This window comes from Enterococcus sp. LJL98, from assembly GCF_054871745.1.
Map to the genome: position 1 here is coordinate 99245 of NZ_JBTXLU010000004.1, position 22277 is coordinate 121521.

The following is a 22277-nucleotide window of genomic DNA, read 5'->3' on the forward strand; positions in this document are numbered from 1 at the left end:
TTTACTTATTTAACCACTTCTTGTAGGTGTATATTAATGAAATCATAGACTTCTTATGGTATTCTTTAAGCAGAAAGCATGTTTTTTTAACATATTTCATCATTTTTAAACTTTTATTTTACAAAGAAAGAAACGTGATTCTTACTCCCTTGACTTCAATGTTTGTTGAGAAATTTGCCTCCCCTTTTTTACCGACAAATTTCCAAGCAACCATCAATAAGACAAAAGGAATGAGGGCATGTCACGATTCATCTTCGAGCAACACTTTCGTCGATGACACCGTCGCTCGAAAATACCGAAAGAAAAGGAGGGGAAACCGTTTCGCCAAAAAAAATAGAATAACTAAGAAAAATAGCAATGGCTGTGTACCGATTGATTCGCTTGTTAAAAAAGAAGCGGGCCTATTTTAGACAAAAGAAACGAAAAAAACACATGCTATTTTATCCACTTTTGGCAGCGGAAATTATGAACAAAGATTTCTTATCATTTTATACGAATTTAACCAAATTTTTAGGCAGTGCGCTTGGAAATCAATATGAAATTATTCTCCATGTATTTGATTCGGGTAATTTTCATGTGGCGGCAATCGAAAATAGCCATGTCAGTGGACGGACAATCGATTCTCCTCTATCAGGATTTGCTTTAAATTTAATCCAGTCCGAGATCTATCAAACGAAAGATTTTGTTGCAGACTATAAAACGCAAACCGTGGATGGCAAATCATTGAGAGGGTCGACCTTTTTTATTAAAGGAGAAAACGGTGAACTTCAGGGAATGCTCTGTATTAATCAAGATACCAGTCGCTACGAAGAACTTTCTCGTGAAATTTTAGCCTTAGCAAACGGCCCCAATACGATCATTGAAGAAATTGCCACGATTGACCGCACGGAAATCCTAGACGAAACAATTGAAGGAATTATTTACGCCATTGTTTCTCCGGATTTACTCAAAGAAAAAACCTCACTCAGTAAAGAACTAAAGGTTGAAGTGGTCCGTCATTTAAACGAAAAAGGAATTTTCCAAATTAAAGGAGCAGTCGCGCGCGTATCAGAAATCCTTCATATTTCTGAACCAAGTGTTTATCGCTATCTCAAAATGGTCGAACACGAATCGCTTTAAACAAAAAACAACGCTCATGCTCGATTGAACCTTTCTTTGGCTAGGTTAAGCAAAAAAAATGATGTGTCCTAGGTTTGCGTAAGGCAAAACCTTTTGGACACATCATTTTTTTGAATCGATTTGATTTTTTTTAACAGGCAAACATTATTCGTCTTCAGTATTCACTTTCATTGGGGCATCATAAATTTCACGATTAAAAGTGCCATCCCAACGGTCAACTACAATCGCTGACACCATCGAACCAGCTACGTTTAACATTGTACGTCCCATATCAATAATGGGGTCAATTCCAAAAATGGCACCAATACTTGAAATGGTGTGTCCATAACCTAACCCATTAAGCGTCACGGTTGCAGCAACCGTTGCTGTTCCTGGAACGCCAGCAATTCCGATTGAACCGACTGTTACAACGACAACCACCAGAACAAAGAATGAAAGATTCATTTCTGTTCCTAGCGCCCCTGCAATTAGCGTACCTAACATTGCCGGGAAAACACCCGCACAGCCATTCATCCCAATAGAAGTTGCTAAGGTTCCAACAAAGTTTGAAGTTTCACCTGAAACACCTAAGTCTTCTTGTAATGTTTTCAATGTGTAAGGGAGTGTTCCGACACTTGAACGAGAAGAGAAGGCAAATAGTAGCGTTGTAAATGATTTTTTATAAAAGGTCAATGGATTGACACCTACAGCAAGCAAAATCACAACATAAACGAGTAACATAATGATGACACCGGTATAAAGTGCTGCGATAAAACCGAGCATGCCTAAGATTGCTTCCACACCATTTGAAACAATGGTATTGGCAACAAGCGCTGCAACTCCGTAAGGCATCATTTTAATCACATTCGTTAAAACGGAATTCACTGTGACTTTTAACGAGTCTAACATTTCAACAAATGGTGCGACTTCTTTTGGTTTTTTCACATTTAAAAAACGAATGGCACTGGCAAACATCGCCGCAACAATCACGACTGAAACAATACTACCATTGTCTCCCATGACTTGAATGATATTACTTGGAATTAATTTCAAGAAGAATTCCGGGAAACTCTGAGCGGCAATATTTCCGATGAAGTCTGCTTTAGCATCTGTTAAGTCTCCAGCAAAGCTTGCTCCTTGTAAATTGTAAAGTTTAACCACTGCAATCCCGACAACCGCTGAGATTGCTGTTGTTCCAAGAAGTGTCGCAAAAGTCCGACCCGTTAAGTTTTTAATCCGATCGCCTTGCACGTTCACAACGACTTGAATAATCGATAAGAACACAACAGGAATCGCTAATAATTGAACGAGTTTTAAAAACCCTGTGCCCAGTAAACCGTACCAGACAGAGATTTCTCCTCGTGCAAATTCAACAAACATTGGATTTGATTTTCCAACGAGGTCAATTGCAACCCCTAAAACTAAACCGATCGCTAAAGCAATCATCATTCGTTTGGAAAAACTGACACGCTTATCCTTTAAGCCTTTTAAAACGCCTAAAGCAATCACTAATAAAATAATAGCAGTTAAGGTATAAAAATTACTAATTTTTAAAAATTGCGTAAAAAATGGTGCTTCAATCATTGGATTTCCTCCTTTTATTTGGCTGTATTTGCTGCGACGTTAATTGCTTCCCAAGTAGAGGCAAAAGGTGGCGCATACGCATAGTCAATAAAGCCCAATTCTTTCGTTGTCATTCCTGCATGAATCGCCGTTGTTAGACCGGTCGCCCGAAGAACGGTTTCATTCTTACCAAACAATTGCGCGCCATACAAGACGTAGCTGTTTGCATCATAGACTAACTTAATCATAATTTTTTCTTGAACAGTATAATAGTTCGAATGGTTATAAGTTTCGATACAGGTCGTTTTAACCGATAAACCCAAAGCCTTCGCTTGTTTTTCTGTGATTCCAGTACTTGCCGCCTCATATTGACCAGCCTTAATCGCACTCGAGCCAAGCGCGCCAGGAAAGACGAACCAATCTTCTTTTTCCACCGCGATATTGGTACCGATAATTCGGCCCATTTTATTGGCTACCGTTGCAAGAGGTAAATACACATCGCCTGATAAACGATGAGGCACTGTTGCACAGTCACCTGCTGCAAAGACGTCTGGTTGTGAAGTACAGCCGTGCGCATCTACTACAATCGCACCATTGCCTAGCATCTCTAGTTGCCCTGCCAAAAAGTGCGTATTCGGTCGGAAACCAACAGCGACAATGACAATATCGGCTTGATATTCTCCACGATTGGTCTTCACTGAAGTGACCACGTCGTCTGTTACAACGAAAGTTTCTGCTCGTTCTTCCAGATGAACAGCCACGCCTTCTTCTTCAACGGCCATTTTTAATTTTTCCGAAAATTCCGGATCAAAAGGCCCACCCATAATCGCTTGATCGGCTTCAATGAGATGTACCGTTTTTCCTTGTAGTGCCAATTGATCGGCCACTTCGACACCAATAAAGCCTCCGCCAATCACCACAACATTTTGCACCTTGTCCAATCTCGCTTTTAATTCGGCTACCGGTTCTGGTTTGGTAATCGTGTATACGTTGGATGCTTGAATTCCTGGGATCGGTGGAACAATGGGCTGTGCGCCTGAAGCAATCATTAATCGATCATAAGACTTCTGTTGTTTTTCATTCGTTGCTAGATTCACCACTTCAAGCGTTTTCTTTTCAAAGTCTACTTGTACCACCTCGTGTTCTAACAATAAATCAATCCCACTCGCTCGCATTTGTTCTGGCGTACGAGCAAACATCTCTTTTTGATCTTCAAATTGATTTCCTAAGAAATAAGGCAAACCACATGCACCAAAAGACACGAATTTTTCTTTTTCGATAACCGTGATGTTCGCTTCTTTATTCGTACGAGCCGCTTTAGCAGCCACGCTCATCCCTGCTGCAATGCCACCGATAATTACTATTTCCATTTTGTTACCTCCTTTGTTATTTTACTTTCTTCATTGTACCTGTTTTTCGATCATTTGAAAAAACATAACCCTTCGAAAGTAACGCTCGAACAAGTCCTTACTCTCAAAAGCCTTTCTTTTTCGTTTCAGGAATATTTTTTCGAAAAAACCAGATAGCAACACTCAATCCAGTTATTTTTCAACCTCCTTTTCACTTTTTTGTTTTCATTTTTTAAGGTTGTGCTTCGCAAAAAAATTACTCAAAAAAGAACTTTTTCACATTAAGAACTTACCATGTAATGAAAGCGCCGTCAACATTTCTCACCATTTTATCATTTAGTTGTTTTCGATTTTTTTCAACATAGAAACAAGCACTCCTTTTTTAAATGTTATCGCTTTCAATTATAACATAAGATAAATGAATGTTATATAACATTTCCTGACTTTCAATTGACAACTCCTTTTCATCTATGGTAACGTTCACTTTGTAAGGGTTTTATTTTTTCATTTATTATGATACTGGAGGACTCATTATGAACATTAACACAAAATTATTACATGCTTATCCTGTTATTTGTGAAGAAACAGGCGCTTCTTCCATTCCCAAATTTCAAGCTTCGACATTTCATCAAAAAAATATTGCGACTCATGAAGGTTACCAGTACACTCGTTTCGGGAATCCCACCATCACCGCAGTAGAAGAATGTATAAAAATGTTGGAAGATGCAAAATACGGCTTGGCCTTTTCATCCGGTGTGGCAGCAATTAACGCGGTACTCTTTTTACTTTCTAAGGGAGATCATCTGATACTAGGTAAAAACATTTATGGTGGCACTTTTCAAACGGTTCATGAATTCTTACTTCGCTTTGGTGTTGAATGCACTTTTGTCGATGAATCAGACGTTGCTGCTTGGGAAGCGGCAATTCAACCAAACACAAAAATGTTTTATTTAGAAACACCCTCCAATCCGTTACTGACCATTACCGATTTACAAGCGGTGACGGCACTGGCAAAAAAACATGATTTACTAGTCGCTTGTGATAATACATTCATGACACCCCTCGGCCAAGAGACCTTGCCTCTGGGCATTGATATTGTGATCCATTCTGGAACGAAGTTTATCAATGGGCATAGCGATGTCATTGCAGGTTTGCTTGCAACTAACGACGAGGCCCTTTACCAACAATTAAAAACCCATCAAAAAGCGCTTGGCGGTGTTTTAGCAGTTGAAGAAGGTTGGTTGCTACTGCGAGGCGTAAAAACCATGGGCTTGCGCATGGAAAAATCGATTCAAAATGCCCAAAAAATGGCGATTTTCCTAAAAGAACACCCACAAGTCAAACAAGTCTACTACCCTGGCCTTCAAACGCATCCGGGGTATGAAACGCACGTGAAACAGGCAAAAAATGGAGGGGCTGTATTATCTTTTGAGCTAGCTTCGGAAGCACATGTTCAAAAATTATTTGATCGTTGCAACATTCCGATTGTTGCCGTGAGTTTAGGTGGCGTTGAATCGATTCTTTCCTTGCCTTGGTGCATGTCACATGCAGCCATGCCAGAGGAAGAGCGTTTGAAAATGGGGGTCAAACCAACGCTTGTTAGACTCTCTTGTGGGATTGAAGACATTGAAGACTTAATCGAAGACTTTCAGCAAGCTTTAGCAGAGTAAAAAAAATGAACTCCACTCGCGCAGCAGTCCTGTTGCGTGAGTGGAGTTTTTGATTTCATTCGGATTCTAAGTCTGACATTCGTCTTCTAATTCTAATCGTTCAAATTGTTCACTTGGTGCTTCAAAATCCTTTAAAGCTTTCTTTAATTGTTTTTTGTATTTTCCTTCCAGTTCATCATCTTTAATTGGAGATAATTGATGCGGGTCTTCAATAATATTAAACAACAAACTCTCTTTTGTATAATCTTCCACGCCATCTAATCCGACTAAAATAGCAGGTGTTTCGATTGGTACTTTTAATACTGGATAATTCGTTCTTTTCAAAAAGGTGCCATATTCAATGGTCTCCGGGTGTGCTTTGCCAATGTAATGGCGAATTGACGTCGGAATCCCCGCATATTCAAACAACGGCGTATTTTTTTGATTAGGCGCTCTAAAATAAGTATATTCTCCATCTGTTAGGTTAACAGTCACACCATGTGCCCCATACAACGCAACGGACTTCTCTCGTTTTTCTTCTTTAAAAATTGGAGAAAGGGAGATTCCCTGCACTTCTTTTGGAACTTCCACCTCAAAATGATCTAAAATTGTTGGCATTAAATCAATGTTTTGTGTTAACTCCGCACTTCTTTCTCCGGCTTTCTCCCCTTGAGGATGTTTGACGAATAAAGGAATCGAAGCGAGCTCATTAAAATTGTGCATGTAATTTTTCCCGAATAATTGGCGATCTCCTAAAAAATATCCATGATCAGATGTCACAATAATTTGAGTGTCTTCATACATATCTAGAGCCTTTAACTTATCAATCAATTTTCCAAAATATTTATCCGTCATTGTGACTAATGCTGAATATCGTTTTCGAATATAATCAATTGCTTCTTCTGGAACATCGACTCCGCCATACGATGGTGTTTCAAAATATGGTCCTTGATAATCCGTTTCGTACATTTCCATGTATTTGTCTGGCACATCAAAGGGTTCATGCGGATCGAATACCTCTACTTGTAGAAAAAAATTGTCTTCTCCTTGATTTTCTTCTAACCATTCACATGCTGAATGAAAAGTTTGAGGGGTTGGATATTTCGTTTCATCATTGATCCAACGCTCACGATTGGCTTGGTATTGTTTTCTCAGTTTTCCATAATAGTGTTCCGGCATCCACTCTGGATCTCGAATAATCGAGTGCCATGGATCTCCTTCTTGGCCTCTGTGAAAATCCCAAGTAGTATACTGATTAATATACCCCTCTCCTCCTAAGCGAAAGTAATGCGTGTGATCGGTTGTGAGATGTGAAAAAATCTCTCTTTCTTCTAGCAGTTTTGGTAGTGTAATATCAAAAGGCTCCACAGGGCCCCATGAACGTTCTAAAAAATTTAGTCTCCCCGTCAAAAGGTCACGTCTGGCCGGCATACAAGGCGTCGACCCAATATAATGGTTATCAAAGATTAAGGAGTCTTTGGAAAAAGACTCTATGTTAGGTGTGGCGACCGGCGTATCCGGATTATATACACTAAGAAAATCTTTGCGCAAGGTATCGATTAGAACAAGTATTGTACGCAATGAAATAAATGCCTCCTTCCTAAACTAAAATTCCAAATGCGGATAACAAGATTGATGCAAAGATAATAAAGAAGATCATCGCTACAACATGTTTACCATTCCATTTTTTAAATAGATACAAACATAAAAGCGTGATTAACATCGGTAACATATTCGGCATCACTTTGTCTAACATTTCTTGGATATTAATGGCCGTATCACCTGTCCCATATTGTAAACCCAACGTAATTTTAATCGTTGATGCCACTAATGCACCGGTTACCATCACCCCTAATACATTGGCAGATGTACTAATGCGATCGAGTAACTTCTTCCCATTAGCAGAAGTCAGCAAATCTCTACCTTTAGAGTAGCCTAAATGAACACCATAATATTTTAAAGGTATATAGAGAAGATTAATCATCAAGAACATCAAAAGCGGCCCTAAAAAGTTCCCTTCAATGGCAAAAGATGCACCAATACTCCCGGCAATTGGATACCAAGTAAAGTTTAATAAACTATCTCCTAAACCGGCTAATGGTCCCATCAAACTGGTTTTTACCGCAATCACCGATTCCTTTTCTTCTTCTTCTGTACTCTCTTCTAAAGCAGCTGTAATCCCTAAAATAAAAGGAATTAAAACTGGATGACTATTAAAAAATTCGAGATGTCGTCTTTGCGCTTCCACTCGTTCTTCTTCGGAACGATTGCTATAAAGTTTTTCCAAGACAGGAGTTAACGCATACAAGGTCCCTAGACTTTGCATTCTCTCATAATTGTGTGAAAACTGAATTAATTGTACTTTCCAAAAGACTTTTGTTAAATCTTTCTTTGTAATTTTATTTTCCATTACAAGTCGTAACTCCCTTCATCTTCTGCAACTGTGACTGTTGCACTATCTTGCGTGCTTGATGTTTCTGTTCCTTCACGATTCATCATAATATCATACAGAGCTGCTGCGCACAGGGCGAATAAGGCAATTGCAATCGTAGGAAGCGACAAGAACGTTGCTAACAAGAAACCCATCAGTAAGAAAATCCACATATTTTTTTTCATCATCATCGAAAGTAACATTGCCAAACCAACAGCAGGAATAATTTTAGAAGAAATTGTTAAACCTGTTAAAACAAATGCTGGAATGATTGATAAAAATTTTTCGATAGCTGGAGCCCCTAAAAATACTGCGATAAAAACTGGAATTGCACGACTTAAAAAGAAAGCCAATCCACCAATATACTGTAATTTATTAATTCTACCAAACGTACCATTGGTAATTAATTTATCTGCTCTATGAACTAAAGTCACGTTAGCCGTCATGACAACCATACTTAACTGTTGGACCAACAAAGCAACCGGAATCGCAACAGCCACACCCGCTGCTTCACCGCCTCCAGATAAAATTCCGATGGCCACACCCACTACCGCACCTGAGATAACATCAGGTGGCTGATAAGCCCCCACGTTATTGGTTCCTAGCCACATCAACTCTAATGTTCCCGCAATGATTAATCCTTGGAGTGGGTCTCCGAGAATGAATCCTACGACTACACCCGCTAGAAGTGGTTTTCGAAAACCTAAATGAGGACCAAACTGATCAAGCGCACATAGTCCTGCCCAAATAGCGACTAATAAAGATGTAATTAACATTTTATCCCTCCCTAATTTTAGTAAAGTGTTTTGTAATCAACTCTTGGATCTTTGGGAACCATTTGAACATTAATATGGATGCCCTTTTCTTGTAAATCAATAAATGCTTGGTGTTCTTTTTCATCGACAGATATTGCTTTATGAAGTCTTTTTCTCCCTTCTTTAAATCGCATTCCTCCTGCATTGACTTCTTTAATCGCTAGTCCCTCATTCACCAAGTAAGCAATATCAATCGGATTCGTAAATAATAATAGCGTTCGTTTTTTAATTTCATTTTTTTTCATAATTGTACTAAACTGCTCCACACCAAAGATAATCACCTTCACGCCTGCGGGAACCGCAAAATTTGCAACCGACTGTTGAACAGGATCATTTTTTGTTTTATCATCGATGATTAAAATTTGCTCAATTTCATAATTTCGAGTCCATGTCGTAGCAACTTGTCCGTGAATTAATCGATCATCTATTCTAACTAATTCTATTCCCATATCCATTCTCCTCTATAGTTCAAACTCAAATTCTTCTTCGATAGGCATTTCTTCTTTTTCAACAATCGTTAAACTATCCTTATAAACTTCAGAAAGCGCTTTTAAAAGCGTGCTCGAATCTGGATAGTTGCCTACAAAGGTCTCAATTAAAAGCGGTAAATTAAATCCTGTCACAATTTTTACATTGTCCTCTAAATTTTTAAAACTCGCATTAAATGGAGTACCTCCTAAAATATCACAAAAAATGACCACTTCCTCTGTGGGATGTTTTTCAATTTCTTTTTTGATTTCTTCAACCATTCCCTCCAATGTTGTGTCATGAGTCACTAGTAAAACAGTCACATTTGCTTGCTTTCCGACAATCATCTCTGCACTTTCTAGCGCCGCTTTAGCGAACGGTCCATGACTTGTTAAAATATAATGCAATTCCTCTCCTCCTATTATCGTTTTTGTTCGTTTTTATTCGTTTTCTTTTGATATAAACAAGAATACAGCGCTTACAAAAGAATGTCAATAGGTTTTTTCGCTTTTTTTCTTTAAAACACGAGAAAATAAAACATTTTAAAACTTCTCTGTTCCTAATTGACAACAAAAACAAACAATAGTATTATACAAACAAACACAAGGAGGAGAAATTGCTCTCCTGTTATACGCAAGATGACCACTACCTGTAACTCTAATCAATAAAAAAGAAAGTTGGTTCTAATGATAAAAGAAGAAAGACATCAATTCCTACTAGAACAGTTAAAACAAAAACAAGTAATTACTGTGACTGATATTACCCAAACGCTAAAAGTGACAGATATGACCATTCGCCGGGATTTACAAGAACTGGAAGAAAAAGGTTTACTCGTTCGTGTCCACGGTGGCGCAAGAGCGATCACAGACGAACCAATCAACCCAGTTGAATTAAGTCACCTTGATAAAAAAGAGATTCATCTAAAAGAAAAAAAAGAAATCGCTTCCTTAATTGCATCTGAGATCAAGGAAGGCGAGACTGTTTTTTTAGGTTCTGGTACCACTATTGAATTGGTTTACGACTACCTTACTATCAACTACGCCAAGATTATTACAAATTCAATCTATGTTTTTGATAAATTTAAACATGATTCTCGATTCGATCTCGTCTTGATTGGAGGTGCTTATCGTTCGAAAACAGGTGCGTTTGTTGGTACGATTGCCAATGACCTCCTTTCAACAATTCATGTGCAAAAAGCTTTTATCGGTGTCAATGCCATCGATCGTCAATACGTCTACAATTCAAATGAAGACGAAGGATTAACGCAATCTCATATTTTAAATAGTGCAGAAAAAAAATATATTCTCACTGATTACTCTAAGTTTAATAAAAGAGATTTCTATAATTTCTACGCTTTAAAAAATATTGATTATTTAATAACAGATTCTAGAACAGATTCTGAAGTTTTAAACATGTATCAAGAGACGATTAAGATTATTAATAAGTAAAGGATGGGAAAAACATGACAATTATTATTGGATCTGACCAAGCGGGCTTCGTTTTAAAAAATGAGATTAAAGACTATCTTAAAGAAAATGACTTGAAGGTGATCGATGTCACAGAAGTCCCCGCAGCGGATTTCATTGACTCCGTTGAAAAAATCGTAAACGAACTAAAGAAAGATAAAACTAGCCTAGGTTTAGCTTTTGATCAATACGGTGCGGGTAGTTTCATCGCAGCAACGAAACACAAAGGTATCATTGCCGCTGAGGTTTCTGACGAACGCTCTGCATATATGACCCGTGAACATAACAATTCCACCCTAATTACAATTGGTAGCGATATCGTAGGAAAAGAACTCGCCAAAAACATTGTAAACGAATTCATAAAAGGTTCCTACGAAGCCGGGAGACACCAAATTCGGGTAGATATGTTAAATAAAATGCGATAGCCTTCCCTTTTTTACAAAAAAACCAATCGTAGCACAGTAGAGGAGTGAAATATGAATATGGTTAATTTGAATGTTTTAACAACTGAAGCTAGAAACAACCATACAATAAATTTAGACAAAATGTCGACCATCGAAATTTTAGAAACAATGAATAAAGAAGATCAAAAGGTACCCGAAAGCATCAAACAGAGGCTACCTGAAATTGCTCAAACGATTGAACAAATTGTCAAAACTTTTCGCCTAGGTGGACGATTAATTTATATTGGAGCTGGAACAAGTGGACGATTGGGCGTTCTAGATGCTGCAGAGTGTGTACCTACTTTCGGTACACCGGCTGAGATGGTCCAAGGAATTATCGCTGGTGGAATGCCCGCAATGACCACCGCTATCGAAGGAGCAGAGGATTCGCCGACGCTAGGAAAAGAGGATTTGAAACGTATTGCTTTAACAAATAGAGATCTTGTTATCGGAATTGCGGCAAGTGGAAGAACTCCTTATGTGATTGGTGCCTTAATTTACGCCAAATCAATTGGTGCAAAAACAGTGGCTTTTTCTTGTAATCAAGGAGCAGAAATTAGCCAACATGCCGATTATGCCATCGAAGTCGCACCTGGTCCTGAAGTACTGACAGGCTCGACACGCTTAAAAGCTGGTACGACTCAAAAACTCGTGTTAAACATGCTATCTACCGCCTCCATGATTCAAATCGGTAAAGTATATCAAAATTTGATGGTCGATGTTGAACCGACCAACTTAAAGTTAGTTGAAAGAGCAAAACAAATTATCATTCAAGCAACTGATTGTTCCTACGAAGAAGCGAGCAATGCTTTTGTTGCATCGGATAAGAATGTAAAAGTTGCAATCCTCATGATTTTAACAAATAGCACAAAAGAAGAAGCAATAAAAAAACTAGCTAAAGGAAATGGCTTTATCCGTAAAGCGCTAGAAGAAGACAGATAATCTTCCTAATAAAAATAGAAAGAAGGATAAATAATGAAAATTGCTATCGGTTGCGACCATATTGTAACAGATACAAAAATCGCCGTTGCTGATTTTTTAAGAAATAAAGGATACGATGTGATTGATGTTGGGACTTATGGATTCACACGCACACATTATCCAATCTATGGTAAAAAAGTTGGTGAGCTCGTTGCTTCAGGCGAAGCCGATCAGGGCATCGTCATTTGTGGAACTGGCGTGGGCATTACAAATGCCGTTAACAAAATTCCAGGTATCCGTGCAGCTTTAGTACGAGACATGACGACTGCTCTTTATTCAAAGAAAGAGTTAAATGCCAATGTTATTGGATTCGGAGGCAGAATTACAGGTGAATTTTTAATTTGCGACATCGTGGATGCCTTTTTAAAAGAAAATTATCAAGAAACACCAGAAAATAAGAAGCTCATCCAAAAATTAAACGCGCTGGATGCCCAATCAAAAAATGATTTGAGCGATCATTCTTTTGATGAATTCCTAACAAAATGGGATGCTGGAGAATACCACGATTAGGTGGTGCTGCTTCCCACACCTTTTCACTGTCAAATCTAATAACAAATGACAAAAACCGCTTCGAACCTCTACAAGATAAGGTTCGAAGCGGTTTAATTATATACATATCAAGGACTGAGTAAGGAACACTTTTTTGGCTTCCCTTTAAAAAACAATTGATTTTGTCTAAATTTCCTATCCCATAGGAAGGTTCCCATTAACGATACAGATCGAAACGGCCTTTAGCCATGACCTCTTTCACACCACCTGTTTCCATCAATGATTTATTCATAATCATTTTTTTAACAAAGGATGCTGGATACCCTTTAACGTTCATTTTCCCTACTAATCCAAAAGCGTGGGCGTTTCCGATTGACGCCACAGAACCAAGGGATTGGAAAGTAAATGGTTTGGTCGGTTGTTGGTTTAATTGTGCCAAGATATTACGACCAGCATGTGCCCCCATTTTCAAAGCAATTTGCGCTGTTGTTGGGTAAGGACGATTGGTTTCTGGGTCCATCACCGCACTCACGTCACCAATTAGGTAGACATTTTCATTCTTCGGATCAGTTAAATCCGCATTCACCATCACACGGCCACGGCGTTCTTCAAAGCCAGACGCGCCAATGATTTCACTCCCACTCACACCCGTAGTCCAAACAATTGTACCACTTGAGAGTTCTTTTTCTTCTTCGCCATCTGCGTAAATCACCGTTTCTAATTTTAGGCCTTTGATTGCTTTACCTAGCATGAGCTCAACATCCCACTTCGCTAAATTGTCTAAACAGTATTTTCGTAACTCATCGTTAAACATCGGCAAAATCGAAGGTGCTGCTTCCACACAGTAAACGGTAATTTCTTCTGGCTTCACGCCTGCACGTTTTGCAAATTCTTTTTTGTTTTCGACTAACGAACCAACTAATTCAATACCAGTAAATCCGGCTCCACAAACCGTGATATTTAAATATTTACGGTCTTTGGTCGCTTTGTATTGATCCATCATCGCTAAAATATGCGTATACACTTTTTTTGCAGATTCAATATCGACCATTTCTAAAGCAAACTCAGCCGCTCCAGGAATGCCAAACGTTTCTGAACGAAATCCTAAGGCAACCACTAAATAATCGTATGCAATCGTTCCAGCATGTTCCAGTTGCACTTCTTGTTTTTCTGTATCAATTTTTAAGACTTCATCTTGCAAAAAAGTCGTCATGGCAGGTTTCACGACATCACTAATTTCATAAGTGATTTTTTCCCATGGCTGTGTTCCTGCAGCAACTTCATGTAAATCGGTTGACTCAAAGTGGTAGCTATTGCGATCGACAAGTGTAATCGTAAAATCTCCAGTCTTTTTTTGTAACTCCCTTAATGTTCGTAACCCTGCGTATCCAGCGCCTAAAATCGTTACATTTTTCATAACTTCCACTTCTTTCTTTGATTAAAATAAAGATATTATTATACCTAATAGGTAGGTAAACACTTGAGTAACAGATCCGACGGCCAGTATTTTCACTGCACAAAAAAAAGTCGTTCCTTTTTCTTGTCTTTGTAAAAATTGTTTCGTTTGGTTCCAAACGAACGGCACAATCAGATAGCTTAATAAAACAGTTTTTGGTGCAAGATTCAGCCAGACGGACAAGCCGAGGCTAATGAGAGCCACACCATTTAGTCCAACAAATAAAGAAAGCGCAGCTGGCTTCTCTAAATAATGAACAAGTGTGTGCCGGTTGTTTTTCCGGTCTTCATCCAAATCACAAAGATTGTTCGCCAACATAAGATTGGCAATCCACATCGTATTTGGTAAGGCAATGATAACAATACTCAAAACTTCCGAAAATTGCCAACGAAATGCTTCAAAGGCATTTAAGTACACACAAATCAACGAAATCATGATCCCCATCGTGAATCCCGAGAAAACTTCACCTAAAGGTAAACTTGATAAGGGTTTCGGACCAGACGAATAAAAAATACCGACCAAATAACAAAAAAGTCCCATCCAAAATAAGGGCCAACCGACTTGGGTGGCTAACCAAATACCGAGTCCTGCTGAAAAAAGAATCATTCCGGTCATTAACCAAAATAAAAAGCGAACAGATAAATTTTCACGACCAATAATATTTGTTTTTTCCTTGTAATCGTGCACATCGGTGGCATTATGATAGTCATTATAGTTATCTAAAATATCGACTGCCATATTAAAAATAAACATTGCGATAAAATAGATTCCTACGTAGCCTAAGTGCAAGGTTTGGTAATGATAATAGCTATAACAAAGACCGATCAGAAAAGGCAAGACGCTAGCCGTTTTCGCCTTCATTTCAACAAGTTCAAAAAATACTTTAACTGACATAAAAACTCCTTTAATTTTAGGCATAAGATTGCCTTTTTATAGCGAGATGCGCTAGAATGAAAGAGAATGCGATTAAGGAAAGGATACAACAATGCTTACTTACTGGAACGATTATCCCATGATTCAAAACAAACTCCAAACCGTTTGCTCATTAATTGAAGAACGGTTTCAAATTGATAATAAAGAAATTCAAGGAGCCCTGTTGCATCTCGCTCAAGCCGGTGGGAAATTCCTACGTCCGACTTTTTTCTTTTTATTTGCCGATCTCGGTAATAAGAATGAACAAGATCTGCAACAGCTGACGAAAATCGCAGCCTCACTTGAAATTTTACATATGGCGAGTCTGATTCATGATGACATTATTGATGACTCTCCTTTACGACGCAACACGACGACCATTCAAGCACAATACGGTAAAGATGTTGCTGTCTATACGGGTGACTTACTTTTTACAATCTTTTTCGATTTGCTGATTGAAACGATGAACGGCACTCCCTATCTTGCAAAAAATTCACAGGCCATGAAAAACTTATTGCTTGGAGAATTAAATCAAATGGCCAGTCGTTTTCAAATCGAAAGTACGGTCGAAAACTACCTCGAAAATATCAATGGAAAAACCGCGGAACTTTTTGCCCTTTCGTGTGCAGAAGGTGCTTACTTTGGCCGTTGTTCCGAAACGATGGTTCAACAAGCTGAACAAATCGGTCGAAATATCGGCATGGCTTTTCAAATTTTTGATGATATTCTAGATTATACCGCCAAGAAAAAAGACCTGAAAAAACCCATCTTAGAAGACTTGGCACAAGGCGTTTACACCTTGCCTTTACTTTTAGCAAAACAAAATCAACCGGTTGCTTTTGCTCCTTATTTAGAAAAAAAAGCTGCTATCACAAATGAAGAAGCGCAAGAAGTGGCCAAACTCGTCGTGACTCACCAAGGGGTCAAAGAAGCGAAAGCTTACGCAAAAGCGTTCACGAATCAAGCCCTCGCTGGAATTGAAACGCTCCCTAAAGGTGAAACCAAAAAAATGTTGAAAAAACTAACCACCCATTTGTTACTGCGGACCTTTTAATAGCGGACGTTGATTCCTCTTAGACAAAAAACTGTGACTTTGATGTCACCTTCAAAAAGTTTGAATGAAACATTGAACTTTTTGAAGGTGCATGGGTCACAGTTTTTTTATCGCCCTTCATCAATTGCTTTTAATTGCTGATAGCGCAAATTTTCACGCGCTAATTGTTGCGGGCTTCCCGAAATTTCTAATTGACCATCTTCAATAAAAATGACTTGATCCATCTTTTCAATGCCTTGCAAATGGTGGGTAATCCAAATCATCGTTTTGTCTTTTAATACCGTCAAAAAGGTATCAATCAAAGCTTGTTCCGTAATTGGATCCAGCCCGACAGTCGGTTCATCAAATAAAACAATCGGCGTCTCTTTTAAAAGTAAACGCGCCAACGCCATTCGGTGGCGCTCCCCACCTGAAAAACGTAATCCGGCTTCATCAACCATTGTTTCGAGCCCTTCTGGTAAACTCTCCACTAATTCTTTCAGACCGACTTGTTCCAAAACTTGCCAGACCCGTTCTTTCGATGCTTGACTGTCCCCTAAACGAAGATTGTTTAAAATCGTTGTATGAAAAAGATAGGGACTTTGTTGAATCACACCAATTGAATCTGCAATTTGATCACCAAAAGTGGCCGTCGCGATTCCGCCGAGTGTCACTTCCCCACTGGTCGGTACCAAATCGCCACGCAAGAGACTTCCTAAAGTACTTTTTCCTGAACCGCTGCGACCTAAAATCGCAATTTTATGCCCTTGCGGAATCGTTAAACTCAAATCTTTCAAGACTTCTTTACTCGTTTGTGGATAGGTAAAGGACACTTTTTTGATTTCAAGTTCAAAAGAATCATTTGCTAGCGTTCGCTGGGGCACTTCTTGTCGTGTTGGTACTTCGTTTAGTCGGACAAGTGAATCTTGGTAACGATTCGTTTCTTCTGCTGCACTTGGCAACCCATCAAATGCTTCAACTAAAGGAAAGACGCTTAAAACAAAAGCCGCAATCCAGTTTGCTGCGCCACCGTGGTTCCCCACAAAGCGTTGACTCGTCCACCAAATGAGCGCTAAAATAATCACACCAAAAACACTTTGCAGCAAAAAGGCACGACGATTATTAAAACGGCGCATCTGCGCTTGTAAATCCAGTAATTCTGCTTGCGTTTGTTCATGCAAGGCAACGTAGGCTGTCCCGCGTTGGCTAAAAATCCAATCGGAAACACCTAGCACATTATCGGTTAACTCCGTATACAATCGATGCTTCATTTGTTTTTCTTTTTCTTGACGTGAGCCGTTCACAAGAATCGACCATAATGGGAAAACCGCCACAAGTATCAAGAATAAGAGTGCCATCACAAGGGCAAACCACAGGGAGAAAAAGCCTAATGCCAAGACGATGAAGACATATAAGCTCCACGCAATGACCGTTGGAAAAATGGTCCGTAAATATAAATCTTGGATATGATTGATATCTTCTGCCAAAAGCCCCAACACATCACCCATACGATAATTCCGTTTAAAGAAAATACCATCTGTTTCTAGTTTTTCATAAAGTTTCAAACGCAATTTCGAAGTCATTTTTAAGACCCAATTGTGACTCACCAAACGTTCAATATAACGAAAAACTGGACGGCTAATCCCAAAACCTCGAGTCAAAACCACAGGAATATAAATCATTAAAATATTTTCTGGTAAGGAGGCGGCACGGCTAATTAAATAACCAGAGTTGAACATCAGCGCTGCGGCACTAAAAAAAGTCAAAAAGCCTAGCAGCAAAGCGAGCACTAAAGTCTTTTTGTATTGTTTCATAAAGGGGCGAACCCAAGTATCTTTGGCAAAAGCGGTCAAGAGTGGTACTTTAAACATCCCTTTCCCTCCTCATTTGTTTCGTTAGTTCATAAAAGTGGCCTTTTTTCGCCGTTAATTCAGCAAAGGTCCCCATTTCAACCAAAGCACCTTCTTTTAGTACGATGATTTGATCCATTTGGTGCATCCAATGCAAACGATGCGTGGCGAAAAAGACCAAACGATTCGCCATCAAAGGCAGCATACGTTCTTTTAACTCCACTTCGGTTTCGATATCTAAATGGGCAGTTGGTTCATCAAACAAGAGCACCTTCCGTGAAGAATCTAAAAAAGCACGGGCCAAAGCAATACGCTGGGCTTGTCCTCCACTCAAAGTACGTGCACCCCCACCCAATTGCGTTTCTAGGCCTTCTGGAAGTTCTGAGACCAATTCACTTAACCCTGCCACTTCGACGGCTTGGCGCACGTCTGAGTCGCTTGCACTCGGTGTGTAAAAGGTTAGGTTCTCGCGTAGGGTCGTTTGAAAAATATAAGGATTTTGTGGAATATAAATCATTTGTTTTTGCCAATCGGTTTGAGAGAAATGATGGAGCTCTTGACCATCAATGCTTCCTGAGCCAGACACCGGCGTTAAAAAACCACTTAAGAGATTAATTAAGGTCGATTTCCCTGAACCACTCATCCCAATAATGCCGATTTTTTGATATCCTTGAACTTGCAAATCGACGCGATCTAAAACGACTTTTTCTTCATATTGCATCGTCATTTGTTGTAAGGCGAGCCTTGAGTTTGCTCCCCATTCCGAAATGGTGAGCGTTTCTTCTGCTACTTCCGGCGTTTCTAAAATTTCACGAATAGCAGCCATCGCATTTTTCCCATCTAAGGTCGCATGATAATCTGCCGAAAAGTCACGAATCGGGACAAAATACTCCGGCGCTAAGATTAAGACCGTTAAGGCAGGAAACAAGAAAATGATGCCGTTTAATAAACGCAAACCAAGCATGACCGCAACAATCGCTACCGATAGTGTCGTAAAAAAATCCAAGGCAAAGCTCGACAATATCGCAATTTTCAAGGTACTCATCGTTGCCTTTCGGAAAGACTCACTCGTCTGGTAAATACTCTTGCCGTAACGCTTACTTAGACCAAACATTTTTAAGGTATCAATCCCACGCAAAGAGTCAATAAAATGATTGGCCAACACTTGAAAAGACGCGTATTGACGGTCCGCTTTCCCTTGTGCTGCATAACCTAAAATAATCATAAATAAAATAATTAGAGGATAAATAAAAATTAAAATCAAACCCGATTGGAAATCTAATAAAAAAATAGCTACTAGAATCAACCAAGGAATCACCATTAAGTTCATCATTTTCACTAAAATTAAGTGAATGTAATTTTCAACTTGGGTTACACCTTCTAAAGCCATCGTTGTCATATTGCCCGTCCCTTGTTTTTGGACAATTTGAGGCCCTACCCGAAAGACTTTTTCTAATAATTGTTTTCGTAAAATTTTCCCTTGCTCTGCAGCATAGACATCTAATAAATGATCACGTAGCCAAGTAATTGCATGACGCGCCAAATAAACAAGAACAAAACCAACCAACCACACGAGCTGTGCTTGCAGCGCTTCTCCTTGCCACAGATGTGTAATCACAGTCGCTAACGTATACGCCTGCCCAATAATAAAGAGGGCTTGCAAAACCGCTAAGCCTGCAAGCATCCCCATTATTTGTTTCATTTTGGATAAGCGCATTAAAGCTTTATCCATCATTCGCCGTACCCTGCCGGATCATCATGTTTAATCCGTCCTCTGAAAATGTAATAAGACCATGCCGTATACCCCAAAACAAAAGGTAGGATGGTTAAAGAAATCATGCTCATGATTTTTAACGTATACGGAGTGGAAGTCGCATTTTGAATTAACAAATCAAACTCAGATGAAATCGAGCTAATCATCACACGAGGGAACAAACCATTAAACAGCAACCCAACTAAGGTGACGATTGTTAAACCACTTGCTAGAAAAGCCGTGCGTTCTTTTTCTTTATTTAATGCAACGTTGGCCACGACAGTTAAAGCAATGATTAGAACCAGTAGCACACTCGTTGAAACAAAGCGTAATTCAAAGAAATCCGTGTTTAAATACAGTAAAACCGCAAAGGCTGCTAAACCTGCATATAAGACCCAATATAAGGCTTGGGCGTGATTACGAGCTTTCACATGAACAGGCCCTGTTGTTTTCATTCCAATGTAATTCATTCCGTGTAAATAAGACAATAAAGTTAAGGCCACCCCACCGACAAGTGAAAACAAATTAATATAATCGGTAAACGTTGCGGTCATATTGCCGTCAGCGTCCAAGGGCATTCCTTGAATCAAACTGACAAATAAGACACCAAAGAAAAAGGGAACCATAAAACTACCAATCGCCAACGTCCACGTCCAGATATTTTTAAGTTGAGGTTGACTCTTTTCACGGAATTCAAATGAAACACCGCGAATAATTAAACCAACTAAAATCAGTAACAAAATCAAGTAATAACCACTAAATAAAGACGCATACCAATAAGGAAAAGAAGCAAACATTGCGCCACCTGCTGTGACTAACCACACTTCATTACCATCCCACACCGGTCCAATCGTACCGATTAATTGGTCTTCTTCTTTTTTATCAAAGGCGAGGGTTTTAAGAGACATCCCCACACCAAAGTCAAAACCTTCAAGGAAAAAGAAGCCTCCAAAGAAAACGCCGATTACGACAAACCAAAAAAATTGTAACCCACTCATTCGTACGCACCTCCATCAAATGGATCTTTTGCTGAAGCAGCTTCTAACTGCTCTTGTTCTTCTTGATACTCTGGTCCTTTATGCAGTTGACGGTTCACTAGATAAACCATCACGCCACCCAAACCTAAGAATAAAGTAAAGTAAGTGATATTTGAGATTAAAAGCGACGTTGCTGAAACGTTTGGTGATACACTGTCCTCAATCTTGAATAAGCCGTAAACCGTCCATGGGTAACGACCAAGTTCCGTTACTAACCAACCCGAAGTATTTGCTAAGAAAGGCGTAACGGTCATTAAAGACACCACCCACAACATCCAGCGCGATTCATATAGTGTTGGATTTTTCTTACGAGTTAAGAATAGGCCCAGACTAGAAACCAAGAGTGTCAACATCGCAATCCCCGCCATAATTCGAAACGTCCAAAACAAGGTATTGACTGGTGGGAAGTAATCGCCCTCGCCATGTTCTTCCACTAGTTCAGCATGAATCGTATTCATTCCCTTCACGTAGCCCGAAGGTTTGTTATAAGATAAAATACTTAACATATAAGGAATTTCAATACCGAAAACACGTTTTTGTTCATGGGTATTCATCCAAGCGATCACTGTCCATGCTGCTGGATCGCCAGAATCTTCATATAGTCCCTCAGTCGCAGCAAATTTCATCGGTTGGTCTTCTACTAAAGCCTTCATTTGTAAATCGCCCGTTCCAAGAGCTGATAATGAACCAACGAGTGCCACGATGAAACCAATTCGCAATGATTTTTGATAGATTTCACGACTGACTTCGCTCAATTGTTTCTTTTGACCTCGTAACAATTGAATGGCAGCCATTCCTGCAATCACCGTACCACCCATGATAATCGCTCCTGAGATCACGTGTGTAAATTCATAAAATACTTGATGACTAGAAATTAATGCTCCAAAATCTGTCATTTCTGCCCGTCCATTGTTTAACGTATAACCTACTGGATGTTGCATAAAGCTGTTTGCCACTAAAATCCAAAAGGCCGACATGAGTGTCCCGAAACAAACTAACCAGATAAAGGTCACGTGCAACTTCGGACTCACTTTGTTCCAAGTGAATAACCATAGACCGATAAAGGTCGACTCCAAGAAGAAAGCAAGCAAGGCTTCCACTGCTAATGGTGCACCAAAAATATCCCCGACAAAACGAGAATAATCCGACCAGTTCATCCCAAATTGAAATTCTTGAATTAAACCAGTCACGACACCGACCGCAAAACTCAGTAAGAAAATATTCCCCCAAAATTTTGCCATTTTTAAATACACGTCATTTTTCTTAACGACATACATCGTTTCCATAATCGCTACAATAAAACCTGTACCAATCGAAAAAGGTACAAAAAAGTAGTGAAAAATGGTTGTCATCGCAAACTGAATTCGCGCTAACGTTAAAATATCTAACTCCATGATTTTTCCTCCATTTCTCCTATGTGCTTGTTCGAAAAAAAAGCAAAGCAACTGTCTAAAAAAGTAACGATGGATTTGGCTCAAATGAAT

At 39.2% G+C, this 22277-nt stretch carries 20 protein-coding genes; 7 read left to right on the forward strand and 13 right to left on the reverse strand.

Annotated elements, in window-relative coordinates:
* Positions 1-357: 357 nt before the first annotated feature.
* Positions 358-1119, forward strand: coding sequence for a helix-turn-helix transcriptional regulator (locus tag ACYSNO_RS04990; protein ID WP_461729980.1), 762 nt, complete (start codon positions 358-360; stop codon positions 1117-1119).
* Between the two features lie 144 nt (positions 1120-1263).
* Here the strand turns inward: ACYSNO_RS04990 and ACYSNO_RS04995 are convergent, their stop codons facing one another.
* Together ACYSNO_RS04995 and ACYSNO_RS05000 are read right to left on the reverse strand one after the other, a co-directional pair.
* On the reverse strand, positions 1264-2682 hold the full coding sequence (locus tag ACYSNO_RS04995) for a cation:dicarboxylate symporter family transporter (protein ID WP_461729981.1): 1419 nt from the start codon (positions 2680-2682) through the stop codon (positions 1264-1266).
* Between the two features lie 14 nt (positions 2683-2696).
* Positions 2697-4031, reverse strand: a complete 1335-nt coding sequence (locus ACYSNO_RS05000; RefSeq protein ID WP_461729982.1) for a CoA-disulfide reductase — start codon at positions 4029-4031, stop codon at positions 2697-2699.
* A gap of 512 nt (positions 4032-4543) precedes the next feature.
* Here ACYSNO_RS05000 and ACYSNO_RS05005 point away from each other — a divergent pair.
* Entirely contained in the window at positions 4544-5680 is a 1137-nt protein-coding gene (locus tag ACYSNO_RS05005) for a trans-sulfuration enzyme family protein (protein WP_461729983.1), read from the forward strand.
* A gap of 66 nt (positions 5681-5746) precedes the next feature.
* Here the strand turns inward: ACYSNO_RS05005 and ACYSNO_RS05010 are convergent, their stop codons facing one another.
* The 5 genes from ACYSNO_RS05010 to ACYSNO_RS05030 are packed head-to-tail and all read right to left on the reverse strand — an operon-like array spanning position 5747 to position 9780.
* On the reverse strand, positions 5747-7240 hold the full coding sequence (locus ACYSNO_RS05010) for a sulfatase-like hydrolase/transferase (RefSeq protein ID WP_461729984.1): 1494 nt from the start codon (positions 7238-7240) through the stop codon (positions 5747-5749).
* 19 nt (positions 7241-7259) lie between these two features.
* On the reverse strand, positions 7260-8069 hold the full coding sequence (locus tag ACYSNO_RS05015; RefSeq protein ID WP_461729985.1) for a PTS system mannose/fructose/sorbose family transporter subunit IID: 810 nt from the start codon (positions 8067-8069) through the stop codon (positions 7260-7262).
* Entirely contained in the window at positions 8069-8866 is a 798-nt protein-coding gene (locus tag ACYSNO_RS05020) for a PTS mannose/fructose/sorbose/N-acetylgalactosamine transporter subunit IIC (protein WP_461729986.1), read from the reverse strand. The genes ACYSNO_RS05015 and ACYSNO_RS05020 overlap by 1 nt, the downstream gene beginning before the upstream one ends.
* Positions 8867-8883: 17 nt before the next feature.
* Positions 8884-9354 carry a PTS system mannose/fructose/N-acetylgalactosamine-transporter subunit IIB gene (locus ACYSNO_RS05025; RefSeq protein ID WP_461729987.1) on the reverse strand — a complete coding sequence of 157 codons (471 nt, stop codon included), beginning with the start codon at positions 9352-9354 and terminating at the stop codon, positions 8884-8886.
* Between the two features lie 12 nt (positions 9355-9366).
* Positions 9367-9780 (reverse strand): PTS sugar transporter subunit IIA, encoded by a 414-nt coding sequence (locus tag ACYSNO_RS05030; protein WP_461729988.1) that lies wholly within the window; start codon positions 9778-9780, stop codon positions 9367-9369.
* A gap of 279 nt (positions 9781-10059) precedes the next feature.
* Here ACYSNO_RS05030 and ACYSNO_RS05035 point away from each other — a divergent pair, with 279 nt between their 5' ends.
* From ACYSNO_RS05035 to lacB, 4 genes are read left to right on the forward strand one after another with little or no spacing between them, the layout of a single operon-like run.
* The gene (locus ACYSNO_RS05035; protein WP_461729989.1) at positions 10060-10821 is read left to right on the forward strand and encodes a DeoR/GlpR family DNA-binding transcription regulator; all 762 of its coding nucleotides are present in this window, start codon (positions 10060-10062) and stop codon (positions 10819-10821) included.
* A gap of 14 nt (positions 10822-10835) precedes the next feature.
* On the forward strand, positions 10836-11264 hold the full coding sequence (lacA, locus tag ACYSNO_RS05040; RefSeq protein WP_461729990.1) for a galactose-6-phosphate isomerase subunit LacA: 429 nt from the start codon (positions 10836-10838) through the stop codon (positions 11262-11264).
* A 57-nt stretch (positions 11265-11321) separates the two neighbouring features.
* Positions 11322-12224 (forward strand): N-acetylmuramic acid 6-phosphate etherase, encoded by a 903-nt coding sequence (gene murQ, locus ACYSNO_RS05045; protein WP_461730044.1) that lies wholly within the window; start codon positions 11322-11324, stop codon positions 12222-12224.
* A gap of 33 nt (positions 12225-12257) precedes the next feature.
* On the forward strand, positions 12258-12773 hold the full coding sequence (gene lacB / locus ACYSNO_RS05050; protein WP_461729991.1) for a galactose-6-phosphate isomerase subunit LacB: 516 nt from the start codon (positions 12258-12260) through the stop codon (positions 12771-12773).
* Between the two features lie 196 nt (positions 12774-12969).
* Here the strand turns inward: lacB and ACYSNO_RS05055 are convergent, their stop codons facing one another.
* On the reverse strand, positions 12970-14169 hold the full coding sequence (locus ACYSNO_RS05055) for an NAD(P)/FAD-dependent oxidoreductase (RefSeq protein WP_461729993.1): 1200 nt from the start codon (positions 14167-14169) through the stop codon (positions 12970-12972).
* A gap of 21 nt (positions 14170-14190) precedes the next feature.
* Positions 14191-15102, reverse strand: a complete 912-nt coding sequence (locus ACYSNO_RS05060) for a 1,4-dihydroxy-2-naphthoate polyprenyltransferase (protein ID WP_461729994.1) — start codon at positions 15100-15102, stop codon at positions 14191-14193.
* Between the two features lie 91 nt (positions 15103-15193).
* Between ACYSNO_RS05060 and ACYSNO_RS05065 the strand changes: the two genes are divergently transcribed.
* A complete protein-coding gene (locus tag ACYSNO_RS05065) occupies positions 15194-16174 on the forward strand; it encodes a polyprenyl synthetase family protein (protein ID WP_461729995.1) in 981 nt (326 codons plus the stop codon).
* A 107-nt stretch (positions 16175-16281) separates the two neighbouring features.
* Here the strand turns inward: ACYSNO_RS05065 and cydC are convergent, their stop codons facing one another.
* Genes cydC through ACYSNO_RS05085 form a run of 4 tightly spaced genes read right to left on the reverse strand, consistent with a single transcriptional unit; the run spans position 16282 to position 22187 of the window.
* Positions 16282-18024, reverse strand: coding sequence for a thiol reductant ABC exporter subunit CydC (gene cydC, locus ACYSNO_RS05070; RefSeq protein WP_461729996.1), 1743 nt, complete (start codon positions 18022-18024; stop codon positions 16282-16284).
* Positions 18017-19738, reverse strand: coding sequence for a thiol reductant ABC exporter subunit CydD (gene cydD / locus ACYSNO_RS05075; RefSeq protein WP_461729997.1), 1722 nt, complete (start codon positions 19736-19738; stop codon positions 18017-18019). The genes cydC and cydD overlap by 8 nt, the downstream gene beginning before the upstream one ends.
* The gene (cydB, locus tag ACYSNO_RS05080; RefSeq protein WP_461729998.1) at positions 19735-20754 is read right to left on the reverse strand and encodes a cytochrome d ubiquinol oxidase subunit II; all 1020 of its coding nucleotides are present in this window, start codon (positions 20752-20754) and stop codon (positions 19735-19737) included. Before cydB ends, cydD begins: the two co-directional genes overlap by 4 nt.
* Complete coding sequence (locus ACYSNO_RS05085; RefSeq protein ID WP_461729999.1) at positions 20751-22187, reverse strand: cytochrome ubiquinol oxidase subunit I; 1437 nt, start codon at positions 22185-22187, stop codon at positions 20751-20753. Before ACYSNO_RS05085 ends, cydB begins: the two co-directional genes overlap by 4 nt.
* Between the last annotated feature and the right edge of the window lie 90 nt (positions 22188-22277).

Coding starts and splice junctions, on each gene's coding strand:
- ACYSNO_RS05055 (WP_461729993.1), bottom strand. CDS start 14,169: ATGAAAAATGTAACGATTTTAGGCGCTGGATACGCAGGGTTACGAACA.
- ACYSNO_RS05085 (WP_461729999.1), bottom strand. CDS start 22,187: ATGGAGTTAGATATTTTAACGTTAGCGCGAATTCAGTTTGCGATGACA.
- ACYSNO_RS05065 (WP_461729995.1), top strand. CDS start 15,194: ATGCTTACTTACTGGAACGATTATCCCATGATTCAAAACAAACTCCAA.
- ACYSNO_RS05000 (WP_461729982.1), bottom strand. CDS start 4,031: ATGGAAATAGTAATTATCGGTGGCATTGCAGCAGGGATGAGCGTGGCT.
- cydD (WP_461729997.1), bottom strand. CDS start 19,738: ATGATGGATAAAGCTTTAATGCGCTTATCCAAAATGAAACAAATAATG.
- ACYSNO_RS04995 (WP_461729981.1), bottom strand. CDS start 2,682: ATGATTGAAGCACCATTTTTTACGCAATTTTTAAAAATTAGTAATTTT.
- ACYSNO_RS04990 (WP_461729980.1), top strand. CDS start 358: ATGGCTGTGTACCGATTGATTCGCTTGTTAAAAAAGAAGCGGGCCTAT.
- cydC (WP_461729996.1), bottom strand. CDS start 18,024: ATGTTTAAAGTACCACTCTTGACCGCTTTTGCCAAAGATACTTGGGTT.
- ACYSNO_RS05015 (WP_461729985.1), bottom strand. CDS start 8,069: ATGGAAAATAAAATTACAAAGAAAGATTTAACAAAAGTCTTTTGGAAA.
- ACYSNO_RS05035 (WP_461729989.1), top strand. CDS start 10,060: ATGATAAAAGAAGAAAGACATCAATTCCTACTAGAACAGTTAAAACAA.
- murQ (WP_461730044.1), top strand. CDS start 11,322: ATGGTTAATTTGAATGTTTTAACAACTGAAGCTAGAAACAACCATACA.
- ACYSNO_RS05025 (WP_461729987.1), bottom strand. CDS start 9,354: ATGGGAATAGAATTAGTTAGAATAGATGATCGATTAATTCACGGACAA.
- cydB (WP_461729998.1), bottom strand. CDS start 20,754: ATGAGTGGGTTACAATTTTTTTGGTTTGTCGTAATCGGCGTTTTCTTT.
- ACYSNO_RS05005 (WP_461729983.1), top strand. CDS start 4,544: ATGAACATTAACACAAAATTATTACATGCTTATCCTGTTATTTGTGAA.
- lacB (WP_461729991.1), top strand. CDS start 12,258: ATGAAAATTGCTATCGGTTGCGACCATATTGTAACAGATACAAAAATC.
- lacA (WP_461729990.1), top strand. CDS start 10,836: ATGACAATTATTATTGGATCTGACCAAGCGGGCTTCGTTTTAAAAAAT.
- ACYSNO_RS05060 (WP_461729994.1), bottom strand. CDS start 15,102: ATGTCAGTTAAAGTATTTTTTGAACTTGTTGAAATGAAGGCGAAAACG.
- ACYSNO_RS05020 (WP_461729986.1), bottom strand. CDS start 8,866: ATGTTAATTACATCTTTATTAGTCGCTATTTGGGCAGGACTATGTGCG.